24 protein-coding genes are annotated in these 24,961 nt (G+C 45.1%); 11 read left to right on the top strand and 13 right to left on the bottom strand.

Going from position 1 to position 24,961, the window contains the following annotated elements:
- Positions 1-17: 17 nt before the first annotated feature.
- The 5 genes from DVG78_RS03480 to DVG78_RS03460 are packed head-to-tail and all read right to left on the bottom strand — an operon-like array spanning position 18 to position 4,843.
- Entirely contained in the window at positions 18-1,094 is a 1,077-nt protein-coding gene (locus DVG78_RS03480; RefSeq protein ID WP_114459686.1) for a PP2C family protein-serine/threonine phosphatase, read from the bottom strand.
- The gene (locus DVG78_RS03475) at positions 1,091-2,779 is read right to left on the bottom strand and encodes a serine/threonine protein kinase (protein WP_114459685.1); all 1,689 of its coding nucleotides are present in this window, start codon (positions 2,777-2,779) and stop codon (positions 1,091-1,093) included. Before DVG78_RS03475 ends, DVG78_RS03480 begins: the two co-directional genes overlap by 4 nt.
- 3 nt (positions 2,780-2,782) lie before the next feature.
- A complete protein-coding gene (locus tag DVG78_RS03470; RefSeq protein WP_114460023.1) occupies positions 2,783-3,370 on the bottom strand; it encodes an FHA domain-containing protein in 588 nt (195 codons plus the stop codon).
- 32 nt (positions 3,371-3,402) lie between these two features.
- The gene (locus tag DVG78_RS03465) at positions 3,403-4,191 is read right to left on the bottom strand and encodes a hypothetical protein (RefSeq protein ID WP_114459684.1); all 789 of its coding nucleotides are present in this window, start codon (positions 4,189-4,191) and stop codon (positions 3,403-3,405) included.
- A 31-nt stretch (positions 4,192-4,222) separates the two neighbouring features.
- Complete coding sequence (locus DVG78_RS03460) at positions 4,223-4,843, bottom strand: FHA domain-containing protein (protein ID WP_158549955.1); 621 nt, start codon at positions 4,841-4,843, stop codon at positions 4,223-4,225.
- Positions 4,844-5,019: 176 nt separating this feature from the next.
- Here DVG78_RS03460 and DVG78_RS03455 point away from each other — a divergent pair, with 176 nt between their 5' ends.
- Entirely contained in the window at positions 5,020-5,682 is a 663-nt protein-coding gene (locus DVG78_RS03455; RefSeq protein ID WP_114459682.1) for a response regulator transcription factor, read from the top strand.
- Position 5,683: 1 nt separating this feature from the next.
- On the opposite strand, the gene DVG78_RS03450 is transcribed toward DVG78_RS03455, so the two are convergent.
- From DVG78_RS03450 to DVG78_RS03440, 3 genes are all read right to left on the bottom strand, one after another.
- Positions 5,684-5,884: a helix-turn-helix transcriptional regulator gene (locus DVG78_RS03450; RefSeq protein ID WP_114459681.1), complete on the bottom strand. Its 201-nt coding sequence runs from the start codon at positions 5,882-5,884 to the stop codon at positions 5,684-5,686.
- Positions 5,881-6,381, bottom strand: a complete 501-nt coding sequence (locus tag DVG78_RS03445; RefSeq protein ID WP_114459680.1) for a hypothetical protein — start codon at positions 6,379-6,381, stop codon at positions 5,881-5,883. Before DVG78_RS03445 ends, DVG78_RS03450 begins: the two co-directional genes overlap by 4 nt.
- 169 nt (positions 6,382-6,550) lie before the next feature.
- The gene (locus DVG78_RS03440) at positions 6,551-7,093 is read right to left on the bottom strand and encodes a ferritin (protein WP_114459679.1); all 543 of its coding nucleotides are present in this window, start codon (positions 7,091-7,093) and stop codon (positions 6,551-6,553) included.
- A 234-nt stretch (positions 7,094-7,327) separates the two neighbouring features.
- Here DVG78_RS03440 and DVG78_RS03435 point away from each other — a divergent pair, with 234 nt between their 5' ends.
- From DVG78_RS03435 to DVG78_RS03415, 5 genes are all read left to right on the top strand, one after another.
- Entirely contained in the window at positions 7,328-9,913 is a 2,586-nt protein-coding gene (locus tag DVG78_RS03435) for a glycosyl hydrolase (protein ID WP_229598124.1), read from the top strand.
- Between the two features lie 214 nt (positions 9,914-10,127).
- On the top strand, positions 10,128-10,664 hold the full coding sequence (locus tag DVG78_RS03430) for a hypothetical protein (RefSeq protein ID WP_114459678.1): 537 nt from the start codon (positions 10,128-10,130) through the stop codon (positions 10,662-10,664).
- Positions 10,661-10,912: a hypothetical protein gene (locus DVG78_RS03425; protein WP_114459677.1), complete on the top strand. Its 252-nt coding sequence runs from the start codon at positions 10,661-10,663 to the stop codon at positions 10,910-10,912. Before DVG78_RS03430 ends, DVG78_RS03425 begins: the two co-directional genes overlap by 4 nt.
- A gap of 148 nt (positions 10,913-11,060) precedes the next feature.
- The gene (locus DVG78_RS03420) at positions 11,061-12,164 is read left to right on the top strand and encodes an HNH endonuclease domain-containing protein (RefSeq protein WP_229598123.1); all 1,104 of its coding nucleotides are present in this window, start codon (positions 11,061-11,063) and stop codon (positions 12,162-12,164) included.
- The gene (locus tag DVG78_RS03415; RefSeq protein ID WP_114459676.1) at positions 12,165-13,010 is read left to right on the top strand and encodes an HIT family protein; all 846 of its coding nucleotides are present in this window, start codon (positions 12,165-12,167) and stop codon (positions 13,008-13,010) included.
- A gap of 139 nt (positions 13,011-13,149) precedes the next feature.
- Here DVG78_RS03415 and DVG78_RS03410 read toward each other — a convergent pair whose 3' ends face one another.
- Positions 13,150-13,983 carry a hypothetical protein gene (locus tag DVG78_RS03410; protein ID WP_114459675.1) on the bottom strand — a complete coding sequence of 278 codons (834 nt, stop codon included), beginning with the start codon at positions 13,981-13,983 and terminating at the stop codon, positions 13,150-13,152.
- Positions 13,984-14,151: 168 nt separating this feature from the next.
- On the opposite strand from DVG78_RS03410, the gene recQ reads away from it, so the two are divergent.
- Positions 14,152-16,299 (top strand): DNA helicase RecQ, encoded by a 2,148-nt coding sequence (gene recQ / locus DVG78_RS03405; protein WP_114459674.1) that lies wholly within the window; start codon positions 14,152-14,154, stop codon positions 16,297-16,299.
- A gap of 57 nt (positions 16,300-16,356) precedes the next feature.
- Here the strand turns inward: recQ and DVG78_RS03400 are convergent, their stop codons facing one another.
- Positions 16,357-18,432, bottom strand: a complete 2,076-nt coding sequence (locus tag DVG78_RS03400) for a S9 family peptidase (protein ID WP_114459673.1) — start codon at positions 18,430-18,432, stop codon at positions 16,357-16,359.
- Positions 18,433-18,514: 82 nt separating this feature from the next.
- Between DVG78_RS03400 and DVG78_RS03395 the strand changes: the two genes are divergently transcribed.
- Positions 18,515-19,096, top strand: coding sequence for a Uma2 family endonuclease (locus tag DVG78_RS03395; protein WP_114459672.1), 582 nt, complete (start codon positions 18,515-18,517; stop codon positions 19,094-19,096).
- On the opposite strand, the gene DVG78_RS03390 is transcribed toward DVG78_RS03395, so the two are convergent.
- Complete coding sequence (locus tag DVG78_RS03390; protein WP_114459671.1) at positions 19,089-19,613, bottom strand: gamma carbonic anhydrase family protein; 525 nt, start codon at positions 19,611-19,613, stop codon at positions 19,089-19,091. The genes DVG78_RS03395 and DVG78_RS03390 overlap by 8 nt on opposite strands.
- Before the next feature lie 203 nt (positions 19,614-19,816).
- Here DVG78_RS03390 and DVG78_RS03385 point away from each other — a divergent pair, with 203 nt between their 5' ends.
- The 3 genes from DVG78_RS03385 (at position 19,817) to fcl (ending at position 22,719) form a co-directional block, all read left to right on the top strand.
- On the top strand, positions 19,817-20,848 hold the full coding sequence (locus DVG78_RS03385) for a sensor histidine kinase (protein WP_229598122.1): 1,032 nt from the start codon (positions 19,817-19,819) through the stop codon (positions 20,846-20,848).
- Between the two features lie 97 nt (positions 20,849-20,945).
- Positions 20,946-21,716 (top strand): LytR/AlgR family response regulator transcription factor, encoded by a 771-nt coding sequence (locus DVG78_RS03380; RefSeq protein ID WP_114459670.1) that lies wholly within the window; start codon positions 20,946-20,948, stop codon positions 21,714-21,716.
- A gap of 61 nt (positions 21,717-21,777) precedes the next feature.
- Positions 21,778-22,719, top strand: coding sequence for a GDP-L-fucose synthase (gene fcl, locus DVG78_RS03375; RefSeq protein ID WP_114459669.1), 942 nt, complete (start codon positions 21,778-21,780; stop codon positions 22,717-22,719).
- Positions 22,720-22,831: 112 nt separating this feature from the next.
- On the opposite strand, the gene DVG78_RS03370 is transcribed toward fcl, so the two are convergent.
- The gene (locus DVG78_RS03370; RefSeq protein WP_114459668.1) at positions 22,832-24,058 is read right to left on the bottom strand and encodes a 4-hydroxy-3-methylbut-2-enyl diphosphate reductase; all 1,227 of its coding nucleotides are present in this window, start codon (positions 24,056-24,058) and stop codon (positions 22,832-22,834) included.
- A 106-nt stretch (positions 24,059-24,164) separates the two neighbouring features.
- The gene (locus tag DVG78_RS03365) at positions 24,165-24,956 is read right to left on the bottom strand and encodes a metallophosphoesterase family protein (protein WP_114459667.1); all 792 of its coding nucleotides are present in this window, start codon (positions 24,954-24,956) and stop codon (positions 24,165-24,167) included.
- Positions 24,957-24,961: the final 5 nt, after the last annotated feature.

Genomic DNA, 24,961 nt, shown 5'->3' with positions numbered 1-24,961 from the left:
AAACAAGGGAAGTGTAACTACTTTTTCAGGGTTTGTCCCGGAGTAAAATAGGGAAGATGTGTTTCTTCCTTGGCAATAAATTTTTTATAAGTAAACCAACCAATCAAGCCACCCAAAACCACCAACAGGGCGGCTATCCAAATAGGAATTCTGGTTTTGAGCGCTACCGAATTTGTTTGGTTATTAGCAGGAAGGGCTTGTTTTTTTGGGAATGCATATGCTTTCGGAAATGAGGCGGGAGGACTGAGTACAAAGGGCACTGCTTTCTCCGCCGTCACATCATTCAACTCCAGTTCAATCACGTCTTCTTCGGTCTCTTCCGCCACAGCAGTCTTATAGTGGGTTCCTTCTTTGATGTGAATCAGGTAAGCCGAAAAATTATCCTGCGTTCTTCCTTGACATAATTGACGAATAAGCTCCATTTTTTCTTCGTCTGATTCAGCATTTTTGATGATGTCTTCCAACAATTCATCCGCTAGATTCTCCAAAATCCCGTCGGTACACAAGAAGAAATAATCGTTGGCTTCGAGGTTTGAGATTTGCTTCACATCGGCTTTGATGATTTTCGTTTTTTTGCCTTGAATCGCCCGCGAAATCACGTTCATTTGGGGATGCCCAATGGCTTGTTCGGGCGTTAAAACCCCCGCTTTTACCATTTCTGACACCATTTTATGGTCTTCAGTTTGCCAACGAATTCGGCCATTTCGCAAGTGATACACGCGGCTGTCGCCTGCATGGGCTACGGTCGCCCCTGCTTCGTGTAAATGCAAAAGCGTAAGGGTACAGCCCATGTTTTTAGCATCGGGGTGTTGGGAAATGTACTCGTCAAACGTATCCTGTACATAGTCGAGGGCATTTTGAAGGTACATTTCATCAGAAATAGCCGTTGGATTTTGTGTAAAATAGCGATTAAAGCCATCAATGGTCAATTGACTTGCTACCTCACCTTTGGCCGCTCCTCCCACTCCATCGCAGACCATAAACAAGCGACTTTGCACGGAAGCCTGTCCAAGAGCAGGGAAAATATTGTCCTCGTTATTGTCCCGATTGCCTAATTCGTGAAGGCATTGTGGAAGAAAAATCGTCTTGGTCATGCCGTTGCTTTGGTTTGTTGTTGATGAAATAGCCAAGCTCCGTAGGCAATTGTGCCCAGATACACCAAAAGAGCAATATTGGTTAGGTAGTTAGCACAACCATCTATCAGAATGGGTACTGCCAAAGCCATGTACGGTTTTTGTTTGTCAGCATTAGTAATGCCTTTACCCAAAATCACCCCCAGAGCACTATGATACAGCAGACTGAAGAGTACGAGTTGTTGACTCTCGGCAGGGAAAACAAACAGGGAAAGCAAACCACCTAGTCCCAATCCTAAACCTAAAGCACCTGTGTATAAAATGGTATCGTAGGCGTTGTGGAGGTAGGTTTTTGGAGCAAACCATTTTTGAAACGCGAAGTACATCATAGTTACTTTCACCAATGCGCCAAAGATAAACGCCATGATAAATAGGTTGATATTGGCTCCAATCTGCAACGAAACTCCTGTCAGAAAGATAACGGCGGCTCCAATTCCTAAGGCTTTGTACCAGTCTTGTAAAGCATCTTCGTTACGAAATTTCAGATAGCCGAATAGAGAGGTGTTGTAAGCAAGAGACTGAATAGTTGGTGGCGGTGGCATTTTGATAACGGGTTTCGGAGCCATAGGAGGAGGTGAAACCACTTTTACTTCCTCTTTTTTTACTTCTTTCGGAGGGACTTTTTCCACTTCATCAACGATGGTCTTTTCAGATTTTATCTTTGGTTTTTCGTTTACCACGTCATCATTGATGGTAACTTCCGATTTTTTAGGTTTAGGCAGGTCAGGAATTGTTTGCTCGTGTTTGGGTGTTGCGGCCCTGACAGAAAGCAAGCTCAAAAACTCCTCTACTGTAGCAGGACGCTCCGATGGACGCAATTGTACTGCTTTAACAATGGCTTCATTCGTGGCTTTTGAGACGCTGGGATTCAGATATTTAGGCGATTTAAACCCTTCCATTTCGCGTTGGTCAGCAGCTTGGGCGGGTTGTCCCGTCAGGCAGTAAAAGAGCGTTGAACCCAAGCTATATATGTCTGTGTAAGTGCCTTTGACTAAATTGATTAATTTCAATTCAGGAGCAGAAAAACCTTCCGAAAAAAAGGCCGTTTGTCCCGTGCCACTGCCTTCAATAAAACTCCGGGCAATGCCAAAATCAATCAATGCTGCGCGTTGTGTTTGTGCGTTGAGCAGGATATTGGCGGGTTTAATATCGCGGTGCAAAACACCTTGCTGATGAACGATCGAGAGCGCCTTCCCGACTTGCTCAATGATTGCCAAAGCCTCAATTTCTTTCATAAAACCACCGTGTTGTACTTTTTTGGTTTCGACCAAATCTTCGAGGGTTTGTCCATTGATGTATTCCATGGAGAAATAGGCCGTGCCGTTTTCTTCAAAATAATCAAGCACTTTTACAACACCTTCAATATCTTTGAAACGGGCCAAGGTACGGGCTTCGTCCAAAAATTTGGCTTTAAAACCTTCAAACTGCACCGAATCAAACTTGGGCAGTACTGTATTGCCTTGACGTGTACAATATATCTGCGCCGCGTGGTTGAGAAACAACTCTTTCAGCGCCACCTGCCCAAAAAGCGTATGTTGAGCCAAGTAGGTAATACCAAAACCACCCTGTCCCAACACGCGCTCAATGGTGTATTTTCCATTTTGGAGGCGGGCGTCTTTTTGTAATATGTCTTGGGTAGAAATCATCTTTTATACAATCACAGTTTTATTGAAGCCTTGTTTTCCAACTACTTGGGCCGCCTTCGCCGCATTGGGAACTACTTTTTGGGTTTTCAACACCATCTTGGTACGCCCCATTTGTATCGTATCACCATCGCGGAGGTAGAGCAAGTCGTACTCGGTCAGTTTTTTGGAGGTATCGCTGTTGATATAGGTACCGTTGGTACTTCCGCAGTCATAGATCAGGTACTCATACTGCCCGTTAGGCTTGATGGCTACCTCTACAATGGAGTGATTGCGGCTCATTCGCAGGTCTTCGGTATCAATCATCACATCACAGGGTTTCGATTCTGAGAGCCGGCCTACCACATTCTTCCCCAATTTTAGCGGATGCGTTTGGGGAGCGGTATTTTCATCGTGAACTACCAGCCAACCTACTTCCGTCGTTGGTGCTTCGTTGGTAAGAAGACTTTCTTTGGAAGGTTCTGGCTCAGGAGCAGCAATGACGGCCTTATTCTTCGTTTGACATTTAGGGCACGTAATGGTATAGCTTCCAGGTTTGAGCTTTGTCTCATCCAATTTCAGTTTGGCTTGGCATTGGGTACAGGGCACAATCATTTCATTAAAAATTTAAAGCAACAACAAGATGATTAAGCCCACTCCGACATGTCGGCATTGGGGTCAAACTCATCCTGCGGGATGTCGTTGTCGGTAATTGTGTTGTCAACCGCTTCGGGTGTATCCACTACCGTAGTGTCTTGATGAACTTCTTCCTGCGGTACGTCGGGTTGATCTTCCAATTGGAGCGTGATTTCCTGATCAGCCGCGAGCGTATTCTCGCTATCGGGCGTTCCATCTTGGTTAGTATCAATCAAGATAGTATCCATGTCACCATCTTGGTCAGTATCAATGTAGTACGTATCTACCTTCCCGTCGTGGTCTTCGTCAGTTGCCATTCCTTCGGCGGTTCCGTCGTGATTGGAATCAATCGCAACGACGTCCACAGTGCCATCATTGTTCAAATCTACTGGAATAGGTTCAGATGTATCTGCTGGTACAGGTGTGTCTTCGGCAACGGGTATTGCTTCGGGTACTACCTCCACTGGTTCGTCCTGTGGTACGCTATTTTGGGGAGTAGGCTCGTCAGCTGGACCTGCATGTGGTTCTGGGTCAGGCTCTACCGCTACGGGCTCGTCGTTATCTCTGTCGAAAATACCTCCGATAAAATCGGCATTTTGAGCTCCCAATGCGGTGCCTGCAATACCTCCTACTAAACCCGCCGCCGTAGCGGCTATGGTTGCTTTTTTACTTTTAGCATCATTTTTGGGTTCTTCCTCACTTTGTTCTAAAGGAATCAATTGAGCATTCTCACTTGCTGTTGACGCTTCTTCAGTTAATTTCAACTCTTCCAAAGCGGACTTTACTGGTTTGTTTTGCATGAGTATTGTTTTTTATAGATTGACAAAATGATTACACTTCTTTTACCCACTCGGCCTTACAGGCAACGCATTTTTTCTGGTTAGCTAAGTTTTGCCAAGGCAAATCCCCCAAAAAGCGCTTGCATTTGGGACACACATAATTGATTTTGAATTCTTCGCTGAGGGCAAACAACTTTTCCTGCGGGTTGACAGTAGAAGAAGCCAAAATTCCTAACGCACTTCCCACAAACGGAATGAAAGACAGCGCGGCCTGTATTCCTTTTTGTTTGAGGGATCCACTGCCCATTGCGGCTACTTTTGCTGAGCGATAGGTTTCATAAACAGTTTTTAACTGCTCAAACTCTACGGAATAATTGATTGATTGGGCTTGATTCTCAGCAAGTTTTGCGGGAGCTTGTTTGGGGCCTTGCTTCTCAAATATTTTATCAAATTTTACTTTGAGTTTGGCAAGCATTACTTCATCTTGAAGAGTAATGAGGGAGCGTTTAATTCGTACGCCGTTAACGAAAGTGCCGTTGGTTGATTGATTGTCTTCCAGCACAATCACATGTTGTGAAATGATCGTAATCGTACAATGATGACCGCTAATTTCGGGACGTTTGATTTTGATGTCGTTGTCCTCATTGCGACCTATTTTGTATTGCTTATTCACGTTGGGTAAAGGATTATCATTTTTGACACCCCAAAATTCGACCTTCTTTTTACCCCGCTCAATACGGCATTTGCCGTATTTTGTGAAGATTTAGGATATTTTTTTATACGGCAAATGCCGTATTGTTTGCTTGATTCGTTTATTCGTACTTTGTGGAACAATAAATTGAAGAAGCGATGAGTGTTATTAAAGTGGGCTTAGTAGACGACAACCCAACGCTACTCCGCAACATCGGTCAAAATCTTGCCCTTTTTGAGGAAGTAGAAATTGTCTTCAAGGCCGTCAACGGCCAAGATGCGCTCCATAAAGTGAGCAATCATCCAACCGATATTATCCTGATGGACATCGACATGCCCGAAATGGACGGCATTGCAGCCACACGGAGCATTAAAGAATTACACCCAGCCGTTAAAATCATCATGCTGACGGTATTTGACCGAGAAGACAAAATTTTTGAGGCTATCAAAGCTGGGGCTACGGGCTATCTAATGAAAGACGAGCGCCCTTCGCGCATTGTGGCAGCCATGGAAGAGGTAATGGAAGGCGGAGCACCCATGTCACCGATTATTGCGCTAAAAACGTTACAGATACTTCGTAATCAATCCGTAGAATCGGTTAAAATTCAGTCGGTGATGAGTCCGACGGCGTTTGATTTATCAGAAAGAGAAGTGGAAATATTAGAAAAAATCGCCGAAGGGCTGACGTATCAGCAAATCGGCGATAAGTTGTTTATCAGCGCTAAAACAGTGCGCAAGCATACCGAGAATATATACCTAAAATTACATGTTCATTCCAAGTTGGATGCGGTAAAAATAGGACAAAAGAATCGGTGGTTTTGAATTAATCTTCCTCTCCTAATTCAAAAATGGCTTCAACGGGTTTTTCAAAATAATTGGCAATTTTCATGGCTAACACCACCGAAGGTACGTACTTGGCGGCTTCTAGTGCGTTGATGGTTTGGCGGGATACGCCCACGGCCGAGGCCAAATCGGCCTGCGTGATACGTCGGATGGCGCGCTCTACGTGAATGGTGTTTTTCATACCGTCGCTCTCCTTTCTTCCAAATATGGTTTCACGTACACTATCCAGTGAAACCGCGCCAGAAATACCAACGGAGCGGTGAGCATATTCCACGATAATACAGCGTAGAAGGCCAAACTGTAGGAAAGCCAAACGGACAATAAAAAGGCCCCTAAATGTACATAAAACGCCCACAATAGAGATTCAAGCCGCACGCGCATAATCCATTCATCGTCGGTACGCTCGCGAGAAAAGGCTACGAAAAAGAAGCCGATGGCCGTAAGTGTCATCAAAATTTCACCTGCAAGGTCATTGGATGTTTCATCAAAAAGGGCTTCTAAAGTCCCTTTTTCGGGCACTTTAATTGTCGTCCATTGAGACAAAATGTGTTCGCCATCAAAAAAGCTGAGGGCGGGAGTTAGTTGGAGAATACTCAAAATGGTGAGAATTAAACAGGGCACAAAGATAATCCAACCGAGACGCTTGTAGCGATTGGGCAAAAGTAACTTGGTTTCCATAGCTGTTAATAGGTAATTGATTAAAAATTTAATTTCGATTCAAATGTAAAACAAACTTTACATTTAAGCAAATATTTTTTACATAAAGACAAAAACAAAAGCGCGTCACAAATTTTGCGACGCGCTTTTAGAATGTTGAGATTCCTTCGGAATGACAAATGTTGTGTTTCTACTCCGCTTCGGCGGCGGCTCCGGGATAGGTTACTTTGGGGATTTCCAAGTCAATGGTAAAGCGACCAATGCCTTCTTCGCCGATGACGTCAAACAATTCCACCTGACGGCGGGCGATGTATTCTTCTTCGATTTGCTCTTTCACAAACCACTGAATAAAATTCTCGGTGGCATAATCATCATTGCGGCGGCTGATGCCCACGATGCGATTGATGGATTGAGACACGGCAATTTCTTGCTCCAACGCCGTTTCGAATATACTCCGAAACGTCGGATATTCTTGCGGAATATTCGTTACTTCGGGCGTAATGGCTACCCCGCCCATATCGCCAATGTATTTGAAGATTTTGAGCATGTGCGCACGCTCTTCTTCGGCTTGCGTAAAGAAAAAATCTGCGCTGTTTGAATAGCCATTCCGGTCGCACCACGCCGCCATCGCCAAATATTTTGACGAAGACTCCGCTTCCATTTTCACTTGGGCGTTGAGGGCAAATTGCAACTCTTCTTTGAGGGAGGTCCGAAGACGCATCAAATCTTTCATATTGGTTATGCGAGGTTATAATTCTTGAGTTTCTTTGTTACAATACTACAACCTAGTCGTTGAAATTGTTCGATTTCCAACATTTTTGCGTAAAATTTGGAATCAGTCTGAATTTGCTTATCACATTCACCCTCAACATTTCCGCAAAAAAACAGGTAGATAGCTCCGCAAAAAAACATTTATACGTATCAATTCCCTTTGCGAAAAAGTAATGATGTATTAACCCCATAGAAAGTGAAAAAAATCTTCTCCCTTTGCATTTTAATTACCTTGGCGGCGGGGCCATCCATCACGGCCCAGACCAACACTACTCCACGGTCATTCCAGACCAATACCGCCAAACCTTGGACCTACTGGTGGTGGATGGGCAGCACCGTTACGTCGAGCGACATCACTTGGCAACTCGAAAACTTCGCGAAGGCGGGGCTGGGAGGTGTTCATATTATTCCGATTTACGGCGTCAAAGGCCTTGAAAAAGAAGCCATTTCGTACCTGAGTCCACAATGGATGCAGATGCTGACGCACACCGTGCGCGAAGGCAAGCGCCTCGGGCTCGGCGTCGACATGACCACCGGAACGGGCTGGCCCTTCGGCGGCCCGAATGTGACGCCCGACATGGCCGCAAAAAAATGGCAGTATACCAACGGCCAACTCCAAAGTGTCTTGACCAAGCAGGCCGTCAAACGTGCCGCGACCGGCGGTGCAGGATTGGTGCTCGACCCGTTTGCGGTAGATGCTATTCCGAAGTACGTTCAGCGTTTTGATTCGGCGTTTGCCACCATCAAAGACCTGCCCCGCGCCATGTACAACGACTCCTACGAGGTCTACGGTGCCAACTGGACAGATGATTTTCTGAATGAATTCAAAAAACGACGCGGCTACGACCTCCAGAGCCAGTGGGGCGCTTTTACGGATACAACCACGGCCTTGGTCAAAATAGATTATCACCAAACGCTGTCGGAGTTGTTGGCGGAGAATTACGCCAAAAAATGGACCGATTGGTCGCGGCAAAAAGGCTTTGTGACCCGCTACCAAGCCCATGGCTCTCCCGGCAATCTGTTGGATTTGTACGCCCTGTCGGATATTCCCGAAACCGAATCCTTTGGCAGCAGTCGTTTTCCCATCAAAGGCCTACGTGTCGATGACCAATACGAAGTAGACCGCTACGGTACGCCAAATCCGCTGGCGATGAAGTTTGCCAGCTCAGCAGCGCACCTGACGGGCAAGAAACTGGTCAGCTCAGAATCCACAACTTGGCTAGCCAATCACTTTAAAGTCTCGCTTTCGCAAATCAAACCTCAGCTTGATGAGCTGTTTACGGCGGGTATCAACCATATTTTTTACCACGGTACCACCTACTCGCCCAAAAATGCCGACTATCCGGGTTGGCTATTTTATGCCTCCACCAACTACGGCATCAATTCGCACTTTTGGAAACATTATCCAAGGCTGAATCAATACGTAGAGCGCTGTCAGACGATTTTGCAGAACAGTCAGCCCGACAACGACCTGCTGGTGTACTTTCCCATCCACGACCTATGGGCTACCCAAGCCCGCGCCAGCGGTGGCATCCATCTGCTTGAAGTCCATCACGTAGACAAATGGCTGCTGAAACTGCCTTTTGGGCAGTTGGGCGAATGGCTTTGGAACAATGGCTTTGCGTTTGATTTTGTTTCTGACAATCAACTCCAACAGTTCAAACCTAATGCTTCGGGCAAATACAAAACATTGCTCGTTCCCGCCACTACTTACCTGCCAGAAACCACGCTCACACGACTGGGAGAATTAACAAAGATGGGCGTTAAAGTGATTTTTATGGAACATTTACCAAAGCAACCCACGGGTTTTCATGAGCAAAAAGAGCGAAATGAAGCCTTTCAAAAAGTGTTGCAAACGTGGACGGGCCAAAGCTTTCCAAGCCTTCAAGGGCTTGAAATTCTGCTGACCTCCGCCAATCTCCGTCAGGAAACTTGGGCCAAAGAGGGACTGAAATACATTCGTAAAGTGCAGGGCAGCAAGGTCGTTTATTTCATTGCCAACCAAGACCAAAAATTCAGCGAAGGTTGGATTACGCTTTCTACCCCTGCCAAAAAAATCGGCCTTTATCAACCCCTGACCGACAAAACCGCGCTGTTGCCCATGAAGATAGAAGGCGGAAAAACGCAAGTGTACTTAAAACTTCTTTCGGGTGAATCCTGCTTTTTGATGCTGGACACCAACGTCGGCGAGGGCTCGGCCGCACCAGCGTACCGGCCTGCCGTTTCAAACGCCAAACCGGTCCGCCAGCGCGGGCCAGTTCTCGCCGACATTAAAACTACAGCCCTCCAAGGCACTTGGAAATTAGAATTTATTGAAGGAAAACCCTATTTGCCCAAAGCCACCACCCTTACTCAACTCAGATCTTGGGCTTCACTTTCAGACTCTGCAAGTTATTTTTCGGGCACGGCCCGCTATTCGCTGACGTTTGATTTGCCCAAGGGTTTTAGCCCAACCCAAAAGTTGACCCTAGATTTGGGCGACGTCCGCGAAGTGGCTGATGTAACCCTCAACGGCAAAAAAATCGGTACGACATGGAGCCTACCTTTTCGACTCGACATTCCTGCCAATACCCTGAAAAACAAACAAAACCGCATTGTGATTGAGGTAACCAACCTTTCTGCCAACTACATGCGCCTGCGCGACACGCAGCAGCCCGAATGGAAGAAGTTTCAGGAAATCAACATGGTAGATATTCAGTACAAACCGTTTAACGCCGCCCGATGGACACCCATGCCTTCTGGCTTGGTGGGCAATGTGACTTTGGAAGCGGCAAAAAATTAATGGGTCTCGGCTGCAACGGCCACCCATCGACTGGCGTATTGGATAACAGATTATGGTTACAACATTAATCGTATTCGTTTTTATGGCTGTTAGAGAGATAAATCCCCACTGGTCTTGCCGGCGGGGATTTTTTTATTTTGTGCCGTTCGCAAGCCTCAATTTTATATATTGTACTTTTGTTTGGGAAATCACATAAAAGACCTCATGCCTTACTATGAACGAATCAATTATTCAGTTTTTCTTATCTGTTTGTCAAAAGCTGGATGATTTGAAGCTGCCTTATATGTTAACGGGTAGTGCCGCAATGAATTACTATTCGGTAATTCGTACTACGCAGGACCTTGATATTGTGCTGGAATTAAGAGAAGAAGAACTTGAAGATTTTTTGAGGGCATTTCCAAATCACTATTTTCATGAACCAAGTATTGTGACTGAGATTAAGCTAAAAGGAATGTTTAATCTTATAGATTTTAGTACCGGCTATAAAATTGATTTTATTCTTCGTAAAAATTCTGAATATGCGAAAACCGCTTTTATTCGTCGTTGGTTAAGTGAGGACTTTGGTGCGCCTGTTTGGGTAATATCTCTTGAAGATCTTTTATTAGCAAAGCTACTATGGATTCAGCAAATTTATAGTGATCGTCAAGCCAACGATATACAACAACTGATAACGGCCGATACTATAGACAGAGAATATCTACAATTTTGGATTAACAAACTGAATATCAACACATATACAATAAAATTATGACTGATACCCCCGATTTTATTGTCCGCAAACAGTTTGAAATCATTCAATCTAAAACCGTAAAAGAGCGTTTTGAGATTTTTGATGGAATGATGAGCTTTGTACGTCAAATGACCATTAAACGCATTAAAAAACGGTTAGGGGAAGACATTAGCGATGCGCAACTAAAATATGAGCTTATTAAAGAATACTATGGTGCGGAGCTCCCCGAAGAGCAAATGGCAGAAATAAAAATGCGCTTAGTGAAGTAAGGCAGCACTTCATTTACTATTGTTTATAAAAAATCCCCGCTGGTCCTGCCGGCGGGGATTTTTTATTTTTTGTCTCAGGTTTCAAAAAGGCTAAGTTCATAATTTGGCGGAAAGTATGTATGTTCGCTTGCCCTTGAACAAGAAAAACATGCAACTCCCCGAACATGACCATTTAGACATTGCCAAACTTTCCTCCGTCTTTCGAGATACGACAAACTCCTATAAATTTTATTGGTTTCTTTCCATTTTGGACAGTCTGCGCGATAATGGTGAAAACATCATTTCACAAAAAGACATTACCCTAAGAATGTTGGCAAATGTCTGGTACCCATTGGATTACTTTAAGCTGTCGTTTGGTTCACAGGACGGATTTAAGAATGTTGCCCAATTTATTTCATCAAAAATACCGGTTGATAATCGCCCAAGTTCTCCAAGTCTCTTTACACAAATCAAACAAAGCTTTTCGGAGAAAGATTTAACAGAGCTTACTCAGGAAACGAAAAAACTGTATCGTTGGGTCCCGTTTCGGTTTGTACGCCCTTTTATTGAAGCAGAAACAAAAGGCATTTTAGACCAAAATGTAAATGCTGCTATTGTACGAATTTGTGATGAACTGTTTGAAAGCCAACCCCATCGTATCATGTATCGTTTTGTGGGGGATTCTATTGAGTTGAACAGCATTTGGGTAGACTATCTGCAAAAACATCAAGGAATTTTACGCGGCTTTATTTTTTGGCATTTGGTTAGGTTTCTACAGAAAAACAATCCAAACGTGATTGGTCTTTCGGAAAAACTTCAAAAACCAACGGAACGTGATTTGAAATTAGCCAATCGCTTCTGGAAGGGTTACTTAGCTGAAAATCCAGAGATGAGGTGTATTTATTCTGGACAACTTATCACCTTCCAAAACCTGAGTTTAGACCATTTCTTACCTTGGTCTTATGTCGTTCATGATCAACTTTGGAATATTATTCCCGCACCAAAAAACATCAACTCCGCCAAAAGCGACCGATTGCCTTCATTGGAAACCTATTTTGAAGGGTTTTCAACCTTGCAATACAAGGCCGTTCAATTCTATTTGAAAAAAGAAAATCAACAACTTCCAGAAGATTACAATTACCTTTTTCGAGAAAATTTACATGAAATGTCACTTGAAACGTTTCAGGACGTCTTAAGGAAACAGATAACGCCCCAATGGCAAACGGCTCAAAATCTGGGATTTCCTTACCCGTTTATTTATGTTGAAAAGTAGATGAGTGATTTACAAAACCCCAATACGCATCTGACCGCTAAAGAACGCAGCACTCCGTCATTGCCCGTGCGTATGGTGCATGAACGCGGACTTATTCTGGGAAAAGTACTGGATTTTGGCTGCGGTTTCGGTAAAGACCTTGACTTTCTGCATCAGAAAGGATTTGATGTTCAGGGGTTTGACCCGCATTATTTTCCGCAATACCCTTCCGACACCTTTGATACCATTCTCTGTTTTTATGTATTAAATGTGCTTTTCCCCGAAGAACAGAATCAGGTATTGATGCAGATTTCAAGTTTGCTCAAACCAACGGGCAAAGCCTATTTTGCCGTTCGTCGCGATATTCAAAAAGATGGATTCCGTACACACCAAGTACACGGCAAACCTACCTATCAATGTTTTGTAAAATTACCGTACACTTCCATTTTCCTCAACGAAAACACCGAGTTTTACGAGTACAAACACATTAACCAAGCTACTGATAACCAAGCGAAATGCCCATTTTGCAAGCCTGCATCACGACTGATATTATTAGCAGAGACTCCTCTGAGTTATGCGGTTCTGGATGGCTATCCTGTTGCTAAAGGCCATACATTGATTGTCCCCAAACGCCACATGGCCGATTATTTTGAACTGACGTTTGAAGAACAAAAAGACATGGTGCAACTCTCCGTATTCGTTCAAAAACGCATCAAAGCCGACTTTCAGCCCGACGGCTTCACCACAGGAATGAACATCGGCAAAAGCGCCGGCCAAAAATTCCCCCATGCTGCCCTGCACCTTATCCCGCGTTACACGGGCGATTGCAAAAACCCAAGCGGCGGCATTCGGGCTATTTTAAAGTAAAATACTTAATAGCCTGTAAATTATAGCATTACCTTACTTACATGCCATATAACTTCATGGTGTCGCGACCCAGTCTGACTGTTGTCTGACCTTTGTCTACAATCTAACAGCCAGTACAGGCATATATAATACAATTTGCTTACGGCAATTCAATATCTTTCAGGCTAAATGGCACGGACTTAACGGAAGCAGAGGTTTCGATGAGAATTTTGAGTCTCCATTTGGGGTTTGGTTTTTCATCATAGCTGTAGGTGTGCAGGTGGTCGCCCGAGATAAAGCGTCCACTTCGGCGTATTTCTTTACCCGTTTCGTCCTCCATTTTGATGTCTACGAGTTTGCTAATATCGCCGTTTACGTAAAATGAAAGTTCATTTTCGCCAGCCATACCTGCCCCAAATCCCTCCACCAAGGCCATGAGTCCAGCGGCGATTTCGCGCGCAGCGGGGTCGAGCTGTTTCATTTTGGCATCACGCTCCGCTTTTTGTTCTTTGGCCATTTTTTCGACCGACTCTTTGGTAAAAAACGTAATGGACAGCGGTGCTTTTTTAGGCAATAAATTAACGTTGGGCTTTGCCTGAAAATTGGCCACTTTTACAATCGCGCCGTTGGCTTCGGTAGGATTATACAAATCCAACGTCCCCGAAACTTCTTTGATAGAGGTTGCTTTACGCAGCGGATTTTTAAGTTCAATTTTAAGCTTTTCGTCCCCAATTTCGGCATAATCAGCCCGGTCTTGTTTATCAGTCAGAAGCTCAACGCCTTCACTATCAATCGCCTTGGCGAGACTTTTAATTCTGACGTATTTGTATTTACGTACTTCGTCGCCAGTCGTTTTAATTTCAATTTCACAACGGTTTCCGAAGTAAGAATTACTGAGAGAACGGCGGTCTTCCAGGCTTACGAGAGCTACTTTTTGAGCAAGTGCGGTATACCCCCACAACAGCGTTGCAAAGGCCATAAAATAGGTTTTCATCTTAAGTAAAGGGATAAAGGTTTTGGAATAATTACCCAATTTTAGGCAACTTTTCCCTTACTTGCCGTACCATAAAATAAGTAATAGCGTCTAAGCTGTAGGAACGCCTGAAACGAGAGATACGAGAAAGGGCTAGAACCGCATAAACCACAAAAAGTAGATAGTCTGATGTTGCTCAGTAAAGAACAGATTTTAAAACAATACTTTGGATACGATACCTTTAGGCCGTTACAATCCGAAATCATTGATTGGATAGCGGCAGGAAACGACTGCATGGTGCTGATGCCTACGGGCGGTGGCAAATCTGTGTGTTTTCAAGTCCCCGCCTTAATGAAAGAGGGCATCACACTAGTGATATCGCCGTTGATTGCCCTCATGAAAGACCAAGTCCAAGCCCTCCGCGCCAACGGCATTGAGGCCGCTTTTCTAAACAGTACGCAGAGTACAGCGGAGCAATACGCCATCGAAAAGCAATGCCACGCGGGCGAGCTGAAACTGCTCTATATTGCGCCAGAGAAACTTTTTGCCTCTGGTTCGCTGGACTTCATCAGGTCATTGAAAATCAATCTGTTTGCCATTGACGAATCTCACTGCGTATCGGTGTGGGGGCACGATTTTCGTCCAGAATACACGCAGCTACACATTCTAAAAGCGGCGTTTCCCGACGTGCCCATGGTGGCGCTAACGGCCACCGCCGACCGCGTGACGCGGCGGGATGTGCTGAAACAATTGGGCATTCCGGAAGCGCGAGTGTTTGAGGCCTCGTTTGACCGCCCCAACCTTTCGCTCAATGTACTTCCCGGACGCAATCGCATCAAGGTTATTGAGCAATTTATCAACGACCACCCCAATCAATCGGGCATTATCTACTGCTTGGCCCGCAAAACCACCGAAGACATTGCCCAAAAACTGCGCGCAAAGGGCATCAATGCACGGCATTATCACGCCAAACTCCCTGCCGAAGAACGCTCCAAAGTGCAAGATGATTTTCTGCGCGACGATATACAAATCATGGTCGCCACCATCGCTTTTGGAATGGGGATTGATAAATCGAACGTACGCTGGATTATGCACTACAACATGCCCAGCAACGTCGAAAGTTTTTACCAAGAAATTGGCCGCGCGGGCCGCGACGGACTTAAATCCGACACGATGCTGTTTTATAGTTTTGCCGATTGGATGATGCGCCGCGACATGATTGCAAGTTCGGAATTGCCACAACACCTCAAAGACATTCAGTTTGCCAAACTCGACCGCATGAAGCAATACGCCGAGGCAGACCACTGTCGGCGGCGCATTTTATTGAGTTATTTCAACGAAGCTGTCGACCGCGATTGTGGCAACTGTGATGTATGCCGCAATCCCCGCTCCAAATTTGACGCAACACTGCCCGCCCAAAAAGCACTGTCGGCCATTGCGCGTACGGACCAGAGAATTGCGATGGGTCTGTTGATCGACGTACTGCGCGGCTCCCACAACCGCAACGTGACCGAGCGCGGCTACGACCGCATCAAGACTTTTGGCGCAGGCCGCGAGCTGCGCGCCGAAGAATGGGCCGACTACCTCACCCAAATGCTCAACTCGGGCGTGATGGATGTGGCCTACGACGAAGCACACTCACTAAAGCTCAACGAAACTTCGTGGCAAGTACTGCGCGGAGAGCGCAAGGTGCAGTTGGTGCGGTTTGAATCGTACGAAGAAAAACGGAAGCGTCAAGAAGAAACCGCTGAGCCCGTGAAGACCAAGAAGGAGGTTATTCGTGATGAACTGTTTGAGCGACTACGCAAAGTACGTAAACGCTTATCGGACGAAAATAACATTCCTCCTACTATGATATTTTCGGATGCTACCTTATCAGACATGGCCGAAAAACGTCCTATAAACCGTATTCAGATGTTACAGATTTCGGGCATGATACAAACAAAACTTGCACATTACGGCGAAGCGTTTATCAATGAGATTCTGGAATACGCCCGTTCCAAAACCCAGCCAGGTACGCGCATCGTCAACGGCATGACTTACATCGAAACCCACGATTTGTATAAACAGGGATTGACCCCGAGTCAGATTGCCCAACGCCGAAACCTGAACGAACTGACGGTCTATTCGCACTTGGCCAAGCTGTACGAAGATGGCTACGAAGTAGACGTATGGCAGTACCTGACCAAAAATGAATACCGCACCATCACCGAAGCCGCCGACCTACTCCAAGTAACGCCCGGCGCAGCGCTAAAACCATTGTTTGAGCAACTGGAAGGCCAATATGAATACTATAAACTGCGCATAGCGCTGGCGATTTGGGGGAAAGAGAAATGACGCGTATAAAATTTTGACAAATGTTGCGCCTCCGAGATGCGTAACATCTGTAGGATTTTACTCCCTTATTCCCAGCAAATTCAACATAAAGGCGTATTCCAATGCAATGTCTTTCAAGCGCTTGAACCGCCCCGATGCACCGCCGTGGCCCGCTTCCATGTCGCAGTGAAGCAGGAGTTGATGCTCATCGGTTTTGAGTTCGCGCAACTTCGCAATCCACTTGGCGGGTTCCCAATACTGCACCTGAGAGTCGTGCAGGCCCGTTGTCACCAACATATTGGGATAATCCTGCGCCACTACATTATCGTAGGGACTGTAGGATTTCATGTAGTCGTAGTAGATTTTTTCATTGGGGTTACCCCATTCTTCGTATTCGCCCGTGGTGAGTGGGATGGTTTCGTCGAGCATGGTGGTGACCACATCCACAAAAGGCACCTGCGCCACCACCCCTTTGTACAATTGCGGAGCCATGTTGACCACCGCCCCCATCAATAGTCCGCCCGCACTGCCGCCCATGGCAAAAAGCCCTTCGGGTGACGTCCACTTGGATTGAATTAAGTACTCTGAGCAATCAATAAAATCGGTAAAAGTATTTTTCTTTTGGAGCATTTTACCGCTTTCGTACCACGCCCGGCCCATTTCATGCCCGCCGCGAATGTGCGCAATGGCAAACGCAAATCCTCGGTTCAACAAACTCAAACGCCCCGCGCTGAACGTCGGGTCCATAGAATAGCCGTAGGAGCCGTAGGAATATTGCAAGAGTGGCGCTTTTCCGTCTTTTTGAAAGCCTTTTTTATACACAATTGACATCGGAATCAAGGCCCCGTCGCGAGCGGTGGCAAAAAGCCGTTCGGTTTGGTAATCTTCTTTGTTAAAATCACCCAACACTTCCTGCTGTTTGAGCAAAACACGCGCTTGAGAATCCATGTCGTAGTCAAACGTACTATTGGGGGTCGTGAGCGACGTATAACCGTAGCGTAAGACGGTGGTATTAAAATCAGGATTATTGCTCAAATAAGCCGTATAAGCAGGTTCTCCAAAGTTTAGATAATGCTCGGCCTTTGTTTTTTGGTTGATAATACGAATTTTCAACAAACCTTCGCCCCTTTCCTGCAATACCAAATGATGCTGAAAAGCCTCTAGCCCTTCCAGATACACATCGGGCCGGTGCGCGATGAGCTCACGCCATTGTGTTAAATCTCCATGGTGAGTTTCTGACACCGACATCAGCTTAAAATTAGTGGCCCCACCGAGGTTGGTGCGGACATAAAAGGCCTCGTCTAAATGCTCTATAAAATATTCGTGACCGCGTTGGCGCGGAAAAAATGAAACGCACGCCCCCGCAGGCTCGTCAGCTTTTAAGAGTTGATACTCGGTCGAAACCCCATTTTGATCCGATACAATGGCAATGTACTTTTTGGATTTCATCCGAAACAGCCCTAGATAAAACTGGTCGTCCGACTCTTCATACACCAATACATCTTCACTCACATCAGTACCGAGCCGATGCCGCCAAACCTGAAATCCCAGGAGCGTAGCGGTGTGTTTTCTAATATAAAAAATCGTTTGATTATCGGCCGCCCACGCGTAGTTTCCTCCTTCGGTGTCGGGTACAGCATCGGGATACATCTCGCCCGTAGTAAGGTTTTTAAATTTCAACGTGTATAGCCTACGGCTGACGGTATCTTCGCCAAAAGCCGCAATTTCCTCATTGTCAGCAATTTCAGGAAAGGTGGCGTTATAGTACGAATAGCCCTTGGCCAATTCGTTGATATTGAGCATAATCTCTTCCGCTGCGGCCAACGATTCTCGCTTACGGCAATACACGGGGTACTCGCCGCCGTGTTCGTAGCGATAATAATAATAGTAATTCCCAATTTTATACGGCACCGATTCATCTTCTTCTTTGATACGGGCCTTCATTTCCAAAAACAATTTCTCCCGCAGCTCACTGACGGGCGCCAAAACGGCTTCCGTGTAAGCATTTTCAGCATTCAGGTAGTCGATTACCTGCGCGCTTTCACGCTCGCGAAGCCAATAATAATCGTCGGTTCTGACATCATTGTGTAATTCAAATCGGTGCGGAATCTTGGGGGCTTTAGGCGGTTGTAAGGAAGTCTGACGTTGGGACATAGCGATTAAGAAAGAGTGTTTTTAACGCTGAAAATTACAATATCTTCCCGGAAATACGGTAATTTTGTTAAAAACTAACGCAATGATTACTGACATCCATTCGCTTGACCCCAACGGTACGTATACCTACGCTGATTACCTGAAATGGCGATTTGATGAGCAGGTAGAAATTATCAAAGGGAAAATCTACCGAATGTCGCCTGCTCCGAAAATGGCGCATCAATGGGTATCAAATAAACTATCTTTCCTGCTGAATAAGCATTTTGAGGGGAAATTGTGCACCATCTTTGAAGCGCCATTCGATGTACGTTTACCCATTGGAAATGATCGTTTCCCTGAGAAAATCTATACCGTAGTGCAGCCTGATATTTGTGTGATTTGTGATGAATCCAAATTGGATGAAGACGGTTGTCTAGGTGCTCCCGATTTGATTGTAGAAATCACTTCGACATCAACGTATAAAAAAGACTTCAACGAAAAGTTTAACTGGTACGAAAAAGCAGGGGTACGTGAATACTGGATTGCCATCCCGAGCGAAAAAGCGATACAGGTCTATTATCTCGAAAACGGCCAATACCAATTGGGTGGCATTTATGACCAATCTCCCGCTCAATCGGTGATTTTCGAGGGATTTGAAGCGGCTTTAGAAAAAGTTTTCAGATAGTATCTTCCTCCTTAAACCACCCCGCGTACATCACATAATTGTTGGCGGTGCGCATAAACACCTCACCCAAGTCGGGCGTTACGTCTTTGAGGTATTTGGCAGGATTACCCGCCCAAATCGTACCTGGCGGAATCGTTTTCCCTTGGGTTACTACCGCCCCAGCGGCAATGATTGAGCCTGTTCCAACGTGTACACCATCCATCACGATGGCCCCCATCCCAATCAGCACTTTATCTTCGATGGTACACCCGTGGACAATGGCGTTGTGAGCAATAGAAACGTGGTTGCCGATGATGGTTTTGGTTTTTTGATAGGTACAATGAATCACGGCGCCGTCTTGAATATTGACGTAATCGCCCATTTGAATAGTATTTACATCGCCGCGCACCACGGCATTGAACCAAACTGTGCAATAATCCCCCATGATAACTTCACCCACAACGGTGGCGTTGTCGGCAAACCAACAGTTAGGACCGTATTGGGGAGTTGCGCCGCGCACAGATTTTATAAGAGCCATTGTTCCAGTGTCGATTTGTGGTTACTAATTTTCGATTTGCTTTTTTTCTCGTTCCTTTCTCTCCGTTTTCCTTTCTCCGACATTCAACGCAAAGATAGCAGTCAATCGGTTTTATTTCCGTTTCTTATGGGTTTTTGACGGTTTCAAACATTAAAAATTGGACAATCCTGTTTCACTATCTTTCTTTGATAAAAAATCAAAGTATGTCAAATCCGCTTGCGTCCAAAACGCGAATCTTCATCGTTGTCATCACATTTCTGATTGTGTGCGCCTTTCTGATGCGGTGGTACGTTTTTAAAATCCCGTGGCAGGCCAATCTCTTTCTCGCCCTTATCTCAGGTTCGGTCATGGTTATCTCATGGTTTTTTTTCAGTAAACTCCATCATTTTTTCGACTCCTTTTTCCCCTACGAAAATGGCATCATCATGCGCATGATTCCGCAGGTATTACTCACCTTCGTTTTTGTTTTGGTAGTATCGGGAGTTACTGTTTCATGGGTGATGTCCCTTTTCCCTTTCAGTTCACTGATTGCCCAACAGTACACCGATTTAGCCAAAGTGGCGGGGTATTTCGCCCAATTTCTGGTCGTATTGCTCATCAACGTGCTGCACCTTTCCGATTATTTATTTCATAAATGGCGCGAAAATGCCACCCGTGCCATTCTCCTCGAAAAAGAAAAATCACAAGTACAATTTGATAATTTAAAAAACCAGTTGAATCCTCATTTTTTGTTCAACAGCCTGACCTCTTTGGACAGCCTGATTCAAGAAAACCCCGACTTAGCGCGGCAGTTTTTACAGCAGCTTTCGAAGGTATTTAGGTATGTTTTACAACATAAAGAAAAAGGATTAGTACCACTTTATACCGAGATTGATTTTATAAAAAACTACGTTTTTTTGCTTCAAACACGTTTTGAGACCTCTCTGACGATTGATTTTCAGATTTCGGACGAAAGTCTTGAAAAAAAAATAACGCCCGTTACACTCCAAATTTTGATTGAAAATGCCCTCAAACATAATATCGTCAGCGCGGTTCACCCGCTCACCATCCGGATTTGTTCCGATGACCAGTATCTAAAAGTTGAAAATAATATTCAACCCAAAAAACAGGTGGAGACCTCCAATGGTCAGGGACTGCAAAACCTCAAAAACTTGTATAAATTCCTGACTGATACGCCTTTTGAGACCGTCATCCACAACGGAAAATTTGTTGCGTATATACCTTTGATTGTCTGAGTGAACACAAGAGATGAAAAGTAAGAGGTAGGGGTGAAGTTAATACTTCGTAATTCGTACTTCCTACTTCTTTTAAAACTCCTTTAAAACCCGAAGTATGCAAATATTAATGCTTGAAGATGAGCCGTTGGTAGCCAAAAATCTGGAAAAACTGGTCCGAGAGCTCCTACCACAGGCAACCCTCTTAGGACCGCTGGTCAGTGTAGAAGCGGCATTAAACTGGTTTAAACAAAACGCCGAACCTGACCTTATTCTGGCCGATATTCAATTGGCCGACGGCGTTAGCTTTGATATTTTTCATGAGTTGAAGGTATCCTGTCCCATTATATTTACCACCGCTTATGACGAATACGCCATTCGGGCTTTTAAGGTCAACAGCATTGATTATTTACTAAAACCCATTGATAAAGAATACCTTAAGTCTGCTTTTGAAAAATTTAGTCGCTGGCAAAACACGCCAGATAAAGAAGTTTTCTCTCATCAATTACGGGATTTACTTCATGATTTAGAACATCGAGCCGCAAAACAATATAAGCATCGCTTTACGGCTCATTACCAGCGAGCGGTGGTTGCCGTCCCCGAAACGCGGGTAGCTTATTTTGTGAGGGAAGAAGTCATTTGGCTCGTCACCACCGATAATCAGCGCTTGATTACGGATTATCAATCACTCGATGAAATCGAAGACCTACTCGACCCTACCCAATTTATACGGGCCAACCGGCAATACATCGTCAGAAAAGAAGCGCTAGAAAGCTATCGAACGCATTATTCGGGCAAAATAGAATTGTCGCTTACCGTGCCCGTCAAAGAAGAAATTATCATCAGCAAAGACAAAGCCGCGCAGTTTCGGATTTGGTTTGAGCTCTAAACGGATGTCATTTTTTAGGCAATCACCTCTGTTTTTTACCAAAATGGTTTAACTTTGTGGAATGGAGAGCACTGCTAAAATATATGTTGCCGGTCACCGAGGAATGGTGGGCTCGGCGCTTGTACGACGCTTGCAAGCCGAACGTTATGAAAATATAGTAGTTCGCACCTCACGTGAACTGGATTTGCGTAATCAACAAGCTGTAAGTGAATTTTTCGAGACCGAACGCCCCGACTACGTCTTTTTGGCGGCGGCAAAGGTAGGTGGCATCATGGCCAACAACGTCTATCGTGCTGAGTTTTTGTACGATAATTTACAGATTCAAAATAACATCATCCACAATTCATACCTTACTGGGGTGAAAAAACTGATGTTTTTGGGTTCGTCGTGTATTTATCCTAAAATGGCTCCCCAACCCCTCAAAGAGGATTACTTGTTGACTGGGCCGCTTGAATACACCAATGAGCCCTACGCCATCGCGAAGATTACGGGCATCAAGATGTGCGAGAGTTATCGCAAACAGTACGGCTGTAATTTTATTTCGGCCATGCCAACAAACCTCTACGGGCCCAACGACAACTACGACCTCAACAACTCGCACGTGCTGCCTGCCATGATTCGGAAGTTTCACGAAGCCAAGGTAGAAGGTAAGCCTTTCGTTGAATTGTGGGGAACAGGCTCACCGCTTCGGGAGTTTTTACACGCCGATGATTTGGCCGACGCCTGCGTCTACCTGATGAAAACCTACGATGGTGAACAGTTTGTAAACATCGGTGTAGGTGAAGATATTACCATCAAAAACCTCGCCGAGCTTATCAAAGAAACCGTAGGCTATGAAGGTGCATTGCACTGGAATACCGACAAACCCGACGGCACACCCCGCAAACTCATGGATGTGGGCCGATTGCACAGTATGGGTTGGAAACATAAATACGACCTCGAAGAAGGAATCCGAATTACGTATCAGGATTTCTTATCCAAAGTCGAAGAATACGCTGTATAGCAAAATTGCCCCGCCAGAAAAGCGGGGCAATTTTGTTTATATCTTTTATCGTGGAGGTGTTTTTTACCTCCATTTTGTTCTTAATGTGCTTTGACGAACGAAAAACGCCCGTCTATCCCAACTTTTGCAGCACCTCTTCGATGGGCTTTGCTTCGGGAAAGAACGACACTATTCTAGTTAAAACTCCTTCGATAATCGCATCAGGACACGAAGCGCCGCAGGTAAGCATCACCGTAACTTGCTCCTTTTGAGGGATAAAATTTTCGGTCACTTCCTCCTTTTTTTTATGGAGATTATAGTGCTTAATGAGGGCGTTACTGAGTATTTTATTTTCTGATTCAATAAAGTAGGTCGGCTGTTTTTGTTCGCACAATTCTACAATGTGCGACGTATTGGAGCTGTTGTAACCACCCGCCACCAGTACAAAATCGGCTTCGTGTTGCAGTAAAGCGTAGGTTGCGTCTTGGTTATCATTGGTTGCGTAGCAGAGCGTGTCACGGGTGTTGGCAAAATGCTCTTCCACTTGCTGAGGTGCCAGTTGGTAGTGCTGTATCATTACCCCTTTTAGGTAATCGGCAATACCCTGTGTATCAGAGGCCAACATCGTGGTTTGATTAACCACACCTATGCGTTGCAAATCCTGCTCGGGATCAAACCCTACCGAATATTGCCCCCTAAATTCTTCGAAAAAATCTTCTTTCGACCCCTCTCCCGTAATGTATCGCGCCAATCGTTCGGCCTGTTTCAGGTTTTTAAGCACCACTGTTGGGGCATTTTCTTTGCTGTGCGAAAACGTCGCCCGGGTTTCTTCGTGCAGTGGTTTTCCGTGGACAACGATGGTATAGTTTTTCTGACCAATTTGGGTGGCCCGATTCCACACTTTTTCTACAAAGGGGCAGGTAGTGTCGTATTGGTAAGCATCTATTCCCAACAGTCTCAACCGATTTTGGATTTCGACGGTGGTTCCAAATGCCGGCACAATCACAATATCTTCGGGGCGTAGTTCTTCCCACGGGATAATCTGCCGCCCAGTGGTTTCCATCAAAAACCTAACCCCTCTTTCTAATAAGTCCCGATTTACGTCGGGATTGTGAATCATTTCACTCAACAAAAAAATACGCTTGCCTGGATTATCAGCAATCGCTTTGTAAGCAATTTCGATGGCATTTTCGACACCATAACAAAACCCAAAGTGCCGTGCAATCAGAAACTTTACGGGGCCAAAATCAAGCACCGTTGGCGAAAAATCGCGTTTAAGCTTATCGTTTTTTCGACGCAGCTCTTTGATGGGCGTAATAATTCGACTACGGTAAAAATCAGGTATGTGGAAGGTCTTCATGCTGTTGGAGCAGAATTACGCGTTCGTTGAAAAGAATCGTTTCGTTGCAAAATTACAACGAACGTATATATAACACGCTACATTTCTGCTTTGTTTCAACCTTTCCTCAAAATACCTGCTCATTTACTTTGATTTGGGCCTCTGGATTGAACTGGTACGTGTAGCATTTATTGTCGGCCTGCGTCTCCACAATTCGGTAGCCACGGTAGGATACGCCCCAATTTCCGCCATAATGACCATCAAAAAACGCGGGTTTTGAAGTGGTTTTTCCCATATCAATGGCATGGTCGTGCCCGTGAAACATGGCTTTCAAGTTGGGGTATTTTCCAAGCATTTTTTCTAATTCGGGGCATTCAGTGCCGTGTTCAGACCACATTTTAGCGGGAATATGCATAAACAAAAACACATTTTCCTTCTTGGCAAACCCCGCCAACTGCTTGTCTATCCACGGAATATCGGGGCAAAGGTATTCGCCTTTTATGTTGGACGTGTCGGCCAGAATGATGGCGTTTTTCCCTATTTCAACCGCATGATTGAGGTCGTAGCCCCAAGTAGCGCGCCATTGCTCGGGTGTTACGTGATCGTGGTTGCCGCGGGTCACGTAATAAGGAAGCCCAAGGCTCTCAAAAACTTTCTTTACGTCGGGCAAAAACGCTACGTTGTCGTGAAATAAATCTCCGTTAAAAACCACAAAATCGAGCCGCCTTTCGGCATGTTCTTTTTGCAGATTCTTGATAATATTTTCGTGGTAAAGCTTAAAATTCGTTTTGGGCTGCCCATAATGCCCGTCAGACGCCACGGCAAAACGTAGATTTTTGGCGGATTTGGCCGCAGGTTTTTGGCATCCAAAAGCCAGTAATCCAACCGAAAGTTGGAGAAATTCTCGACGACGAAGCATAGTGT

Origin of the sequence: Runella aurantiaca (assembly GCF_003339505.1) — a bacterium.
Taxonomy (GTDB): domain Bacteria; phylum Bacteroidota; class Bacteroidia; order Cytophagales; family Spirosomataceae; genus Runella; species Runella aurantiaca.
This window is presented reverse-complemented; position numbering and strand designations above follow the sequence as displayed.

Coding starts and splice junctions, on each gene's coding strand:
- DVG78_RS03395 (WP_114459672.1), top strand. CDS start 18,515: ATGATTACTGACATCCATTCGCTTGACCCCAACGGTACGTATACCTAC.
- DVG78_RS03445 (WP_114459680.1), bottom strand. CDS start 6,381: ATGGAAACCAAGTTACTTTTGCCCAATCGCTACAAGCGTCTCGGTTGG.
- DVG78_RS03475 (WP_114459685.1), bottom strand. CDS start 2,779: ATGATTTCTACCCAAGACATATTACAAAAAGACGCCCGCCTCCAAAAT.
- DVG78_RS03385 (WP_229598122.1), top strand. CDS start 19,817: ATGTCAAATCCGCTTGCGTCCAAAACGCGAATCTTCATCGTTGTCATC.
- DVG78_RS03480 (WP_114459686.1), bottom strand. CDS start 1,094: ATGACCAAGACGATTTTTCTTCCACAATGCCTTCACGAATTAGGCAAT.
- DVG78_RS03390 (WP_114459671.1), bottom strand. CDS start 19,613: ATGGCTCTTATAAAATCTGTGCGCGGCGCAACTCCCCAATACGGTCCT.
- recQ (WP_114459674.1), top strand. CDS start 14,152: ATGTTGCTCAGTAAAGAACAGATTTTAAAACAATACTTTGGATACGAT.
- DVG78_RS03440 (WP_114459679.1), bottom strand. CDS start 7,093: ATGAAAGATTTGATGCGTCTTCGGACCTCCCTCAAAGAAGAGTTGCAA.
- DVG78_RS03370 (WP_114459668.1), bottom strand. CDS start 24,058: ATGAAGACCTTCCACATACCTGATTTTTACCGTAGTCGAATTATTACG.
- DVG78_RS03470 (WP_114460023.1), bottom strand. CDS start 3,370: ATGATTGTGCCCTGTACCCAATGCCAAGCCAAACTGAAATTGGATGAG.
- DVG78_RS03465 (WP_114459684.1), bottom strand. CDS start 4,191: ATGCAAAACAAACCAGTAAAGTCCGCTTTGGAAGAGTTGAAATTAACT.
- DVG78_RS03365 (WP_114459667.1), bottom strand. CDS start 24,956: ATGCTTCGTCGTCGAGAATTTCTCCAACTTTCGGTTGGATTACTGGCT.
- DVG78_RS03380 (WP_114459670.1), top strand. CDS start 20,946: ATGCAAATATTAATGCTTGAAGATGAGCCGTTGGTAGCCAAAAATCTG.
- DVG78_RS03425 (WP_114459677.1), top strand. CDS start 10,661: ATGACTGATACCCCCGATTTTATTGTCCGCAAACAGTTTGAAATCATT.
- DVG78_RS03450 (WP_114459681.1), bottom strand. CDS start 5,884: ATGAAAAACACCATTCACGTAGAGCGCGCCATCCGACGTATCACGCAG.
- DVG78_RS03455 (WP_114459682.1), top strand. CDS start 5,020: ATGAGTGTTATTAAAGTGGGCTTAGTAGACGACAACCCAACGCTACTC.
- DVG78_RS03410 (WP_114459675.1), bottom strand. CDS start 13,983: ATGAAAACCTATTTTATGGCCTTTGCAACGCTGTTGTGGGGGTATACC.
- DVG78_RS03430 (WP_114459678.1), top strand. CDS start 10,128: ATGAACGAATCAATTATTCAGTTTTTCTTATCTGTTTGTCAAAAGCTG.
- DVG78_RS03420 (WP_229598123.1), top strand. CDS start 11,061: ATGCAACTCCCCGAACATGACCATTTAGACATTGCCAAACTTTCCTCC.
- DVG78_RS03400 (WP_114459673.1), bottom strand. CDS start 18,432: ATGTCCCAACGTCAGACTTCCTTACAACCGCCTAAAGCCCCCAAGATT.
- DVG78_RS03415 (WP_114459676.1), top strand. CDS start 12,165: ATGAGTGATTTACAAAACCCCAATACGCATCTGACCGCTAAAGAACGC.
- fcl (WP_114459669.1), top strand. CDS start 21,778: ATGGAGAGCACTGCTAAAATATATGTTGCCGGTCACCGAGGAATGGTG.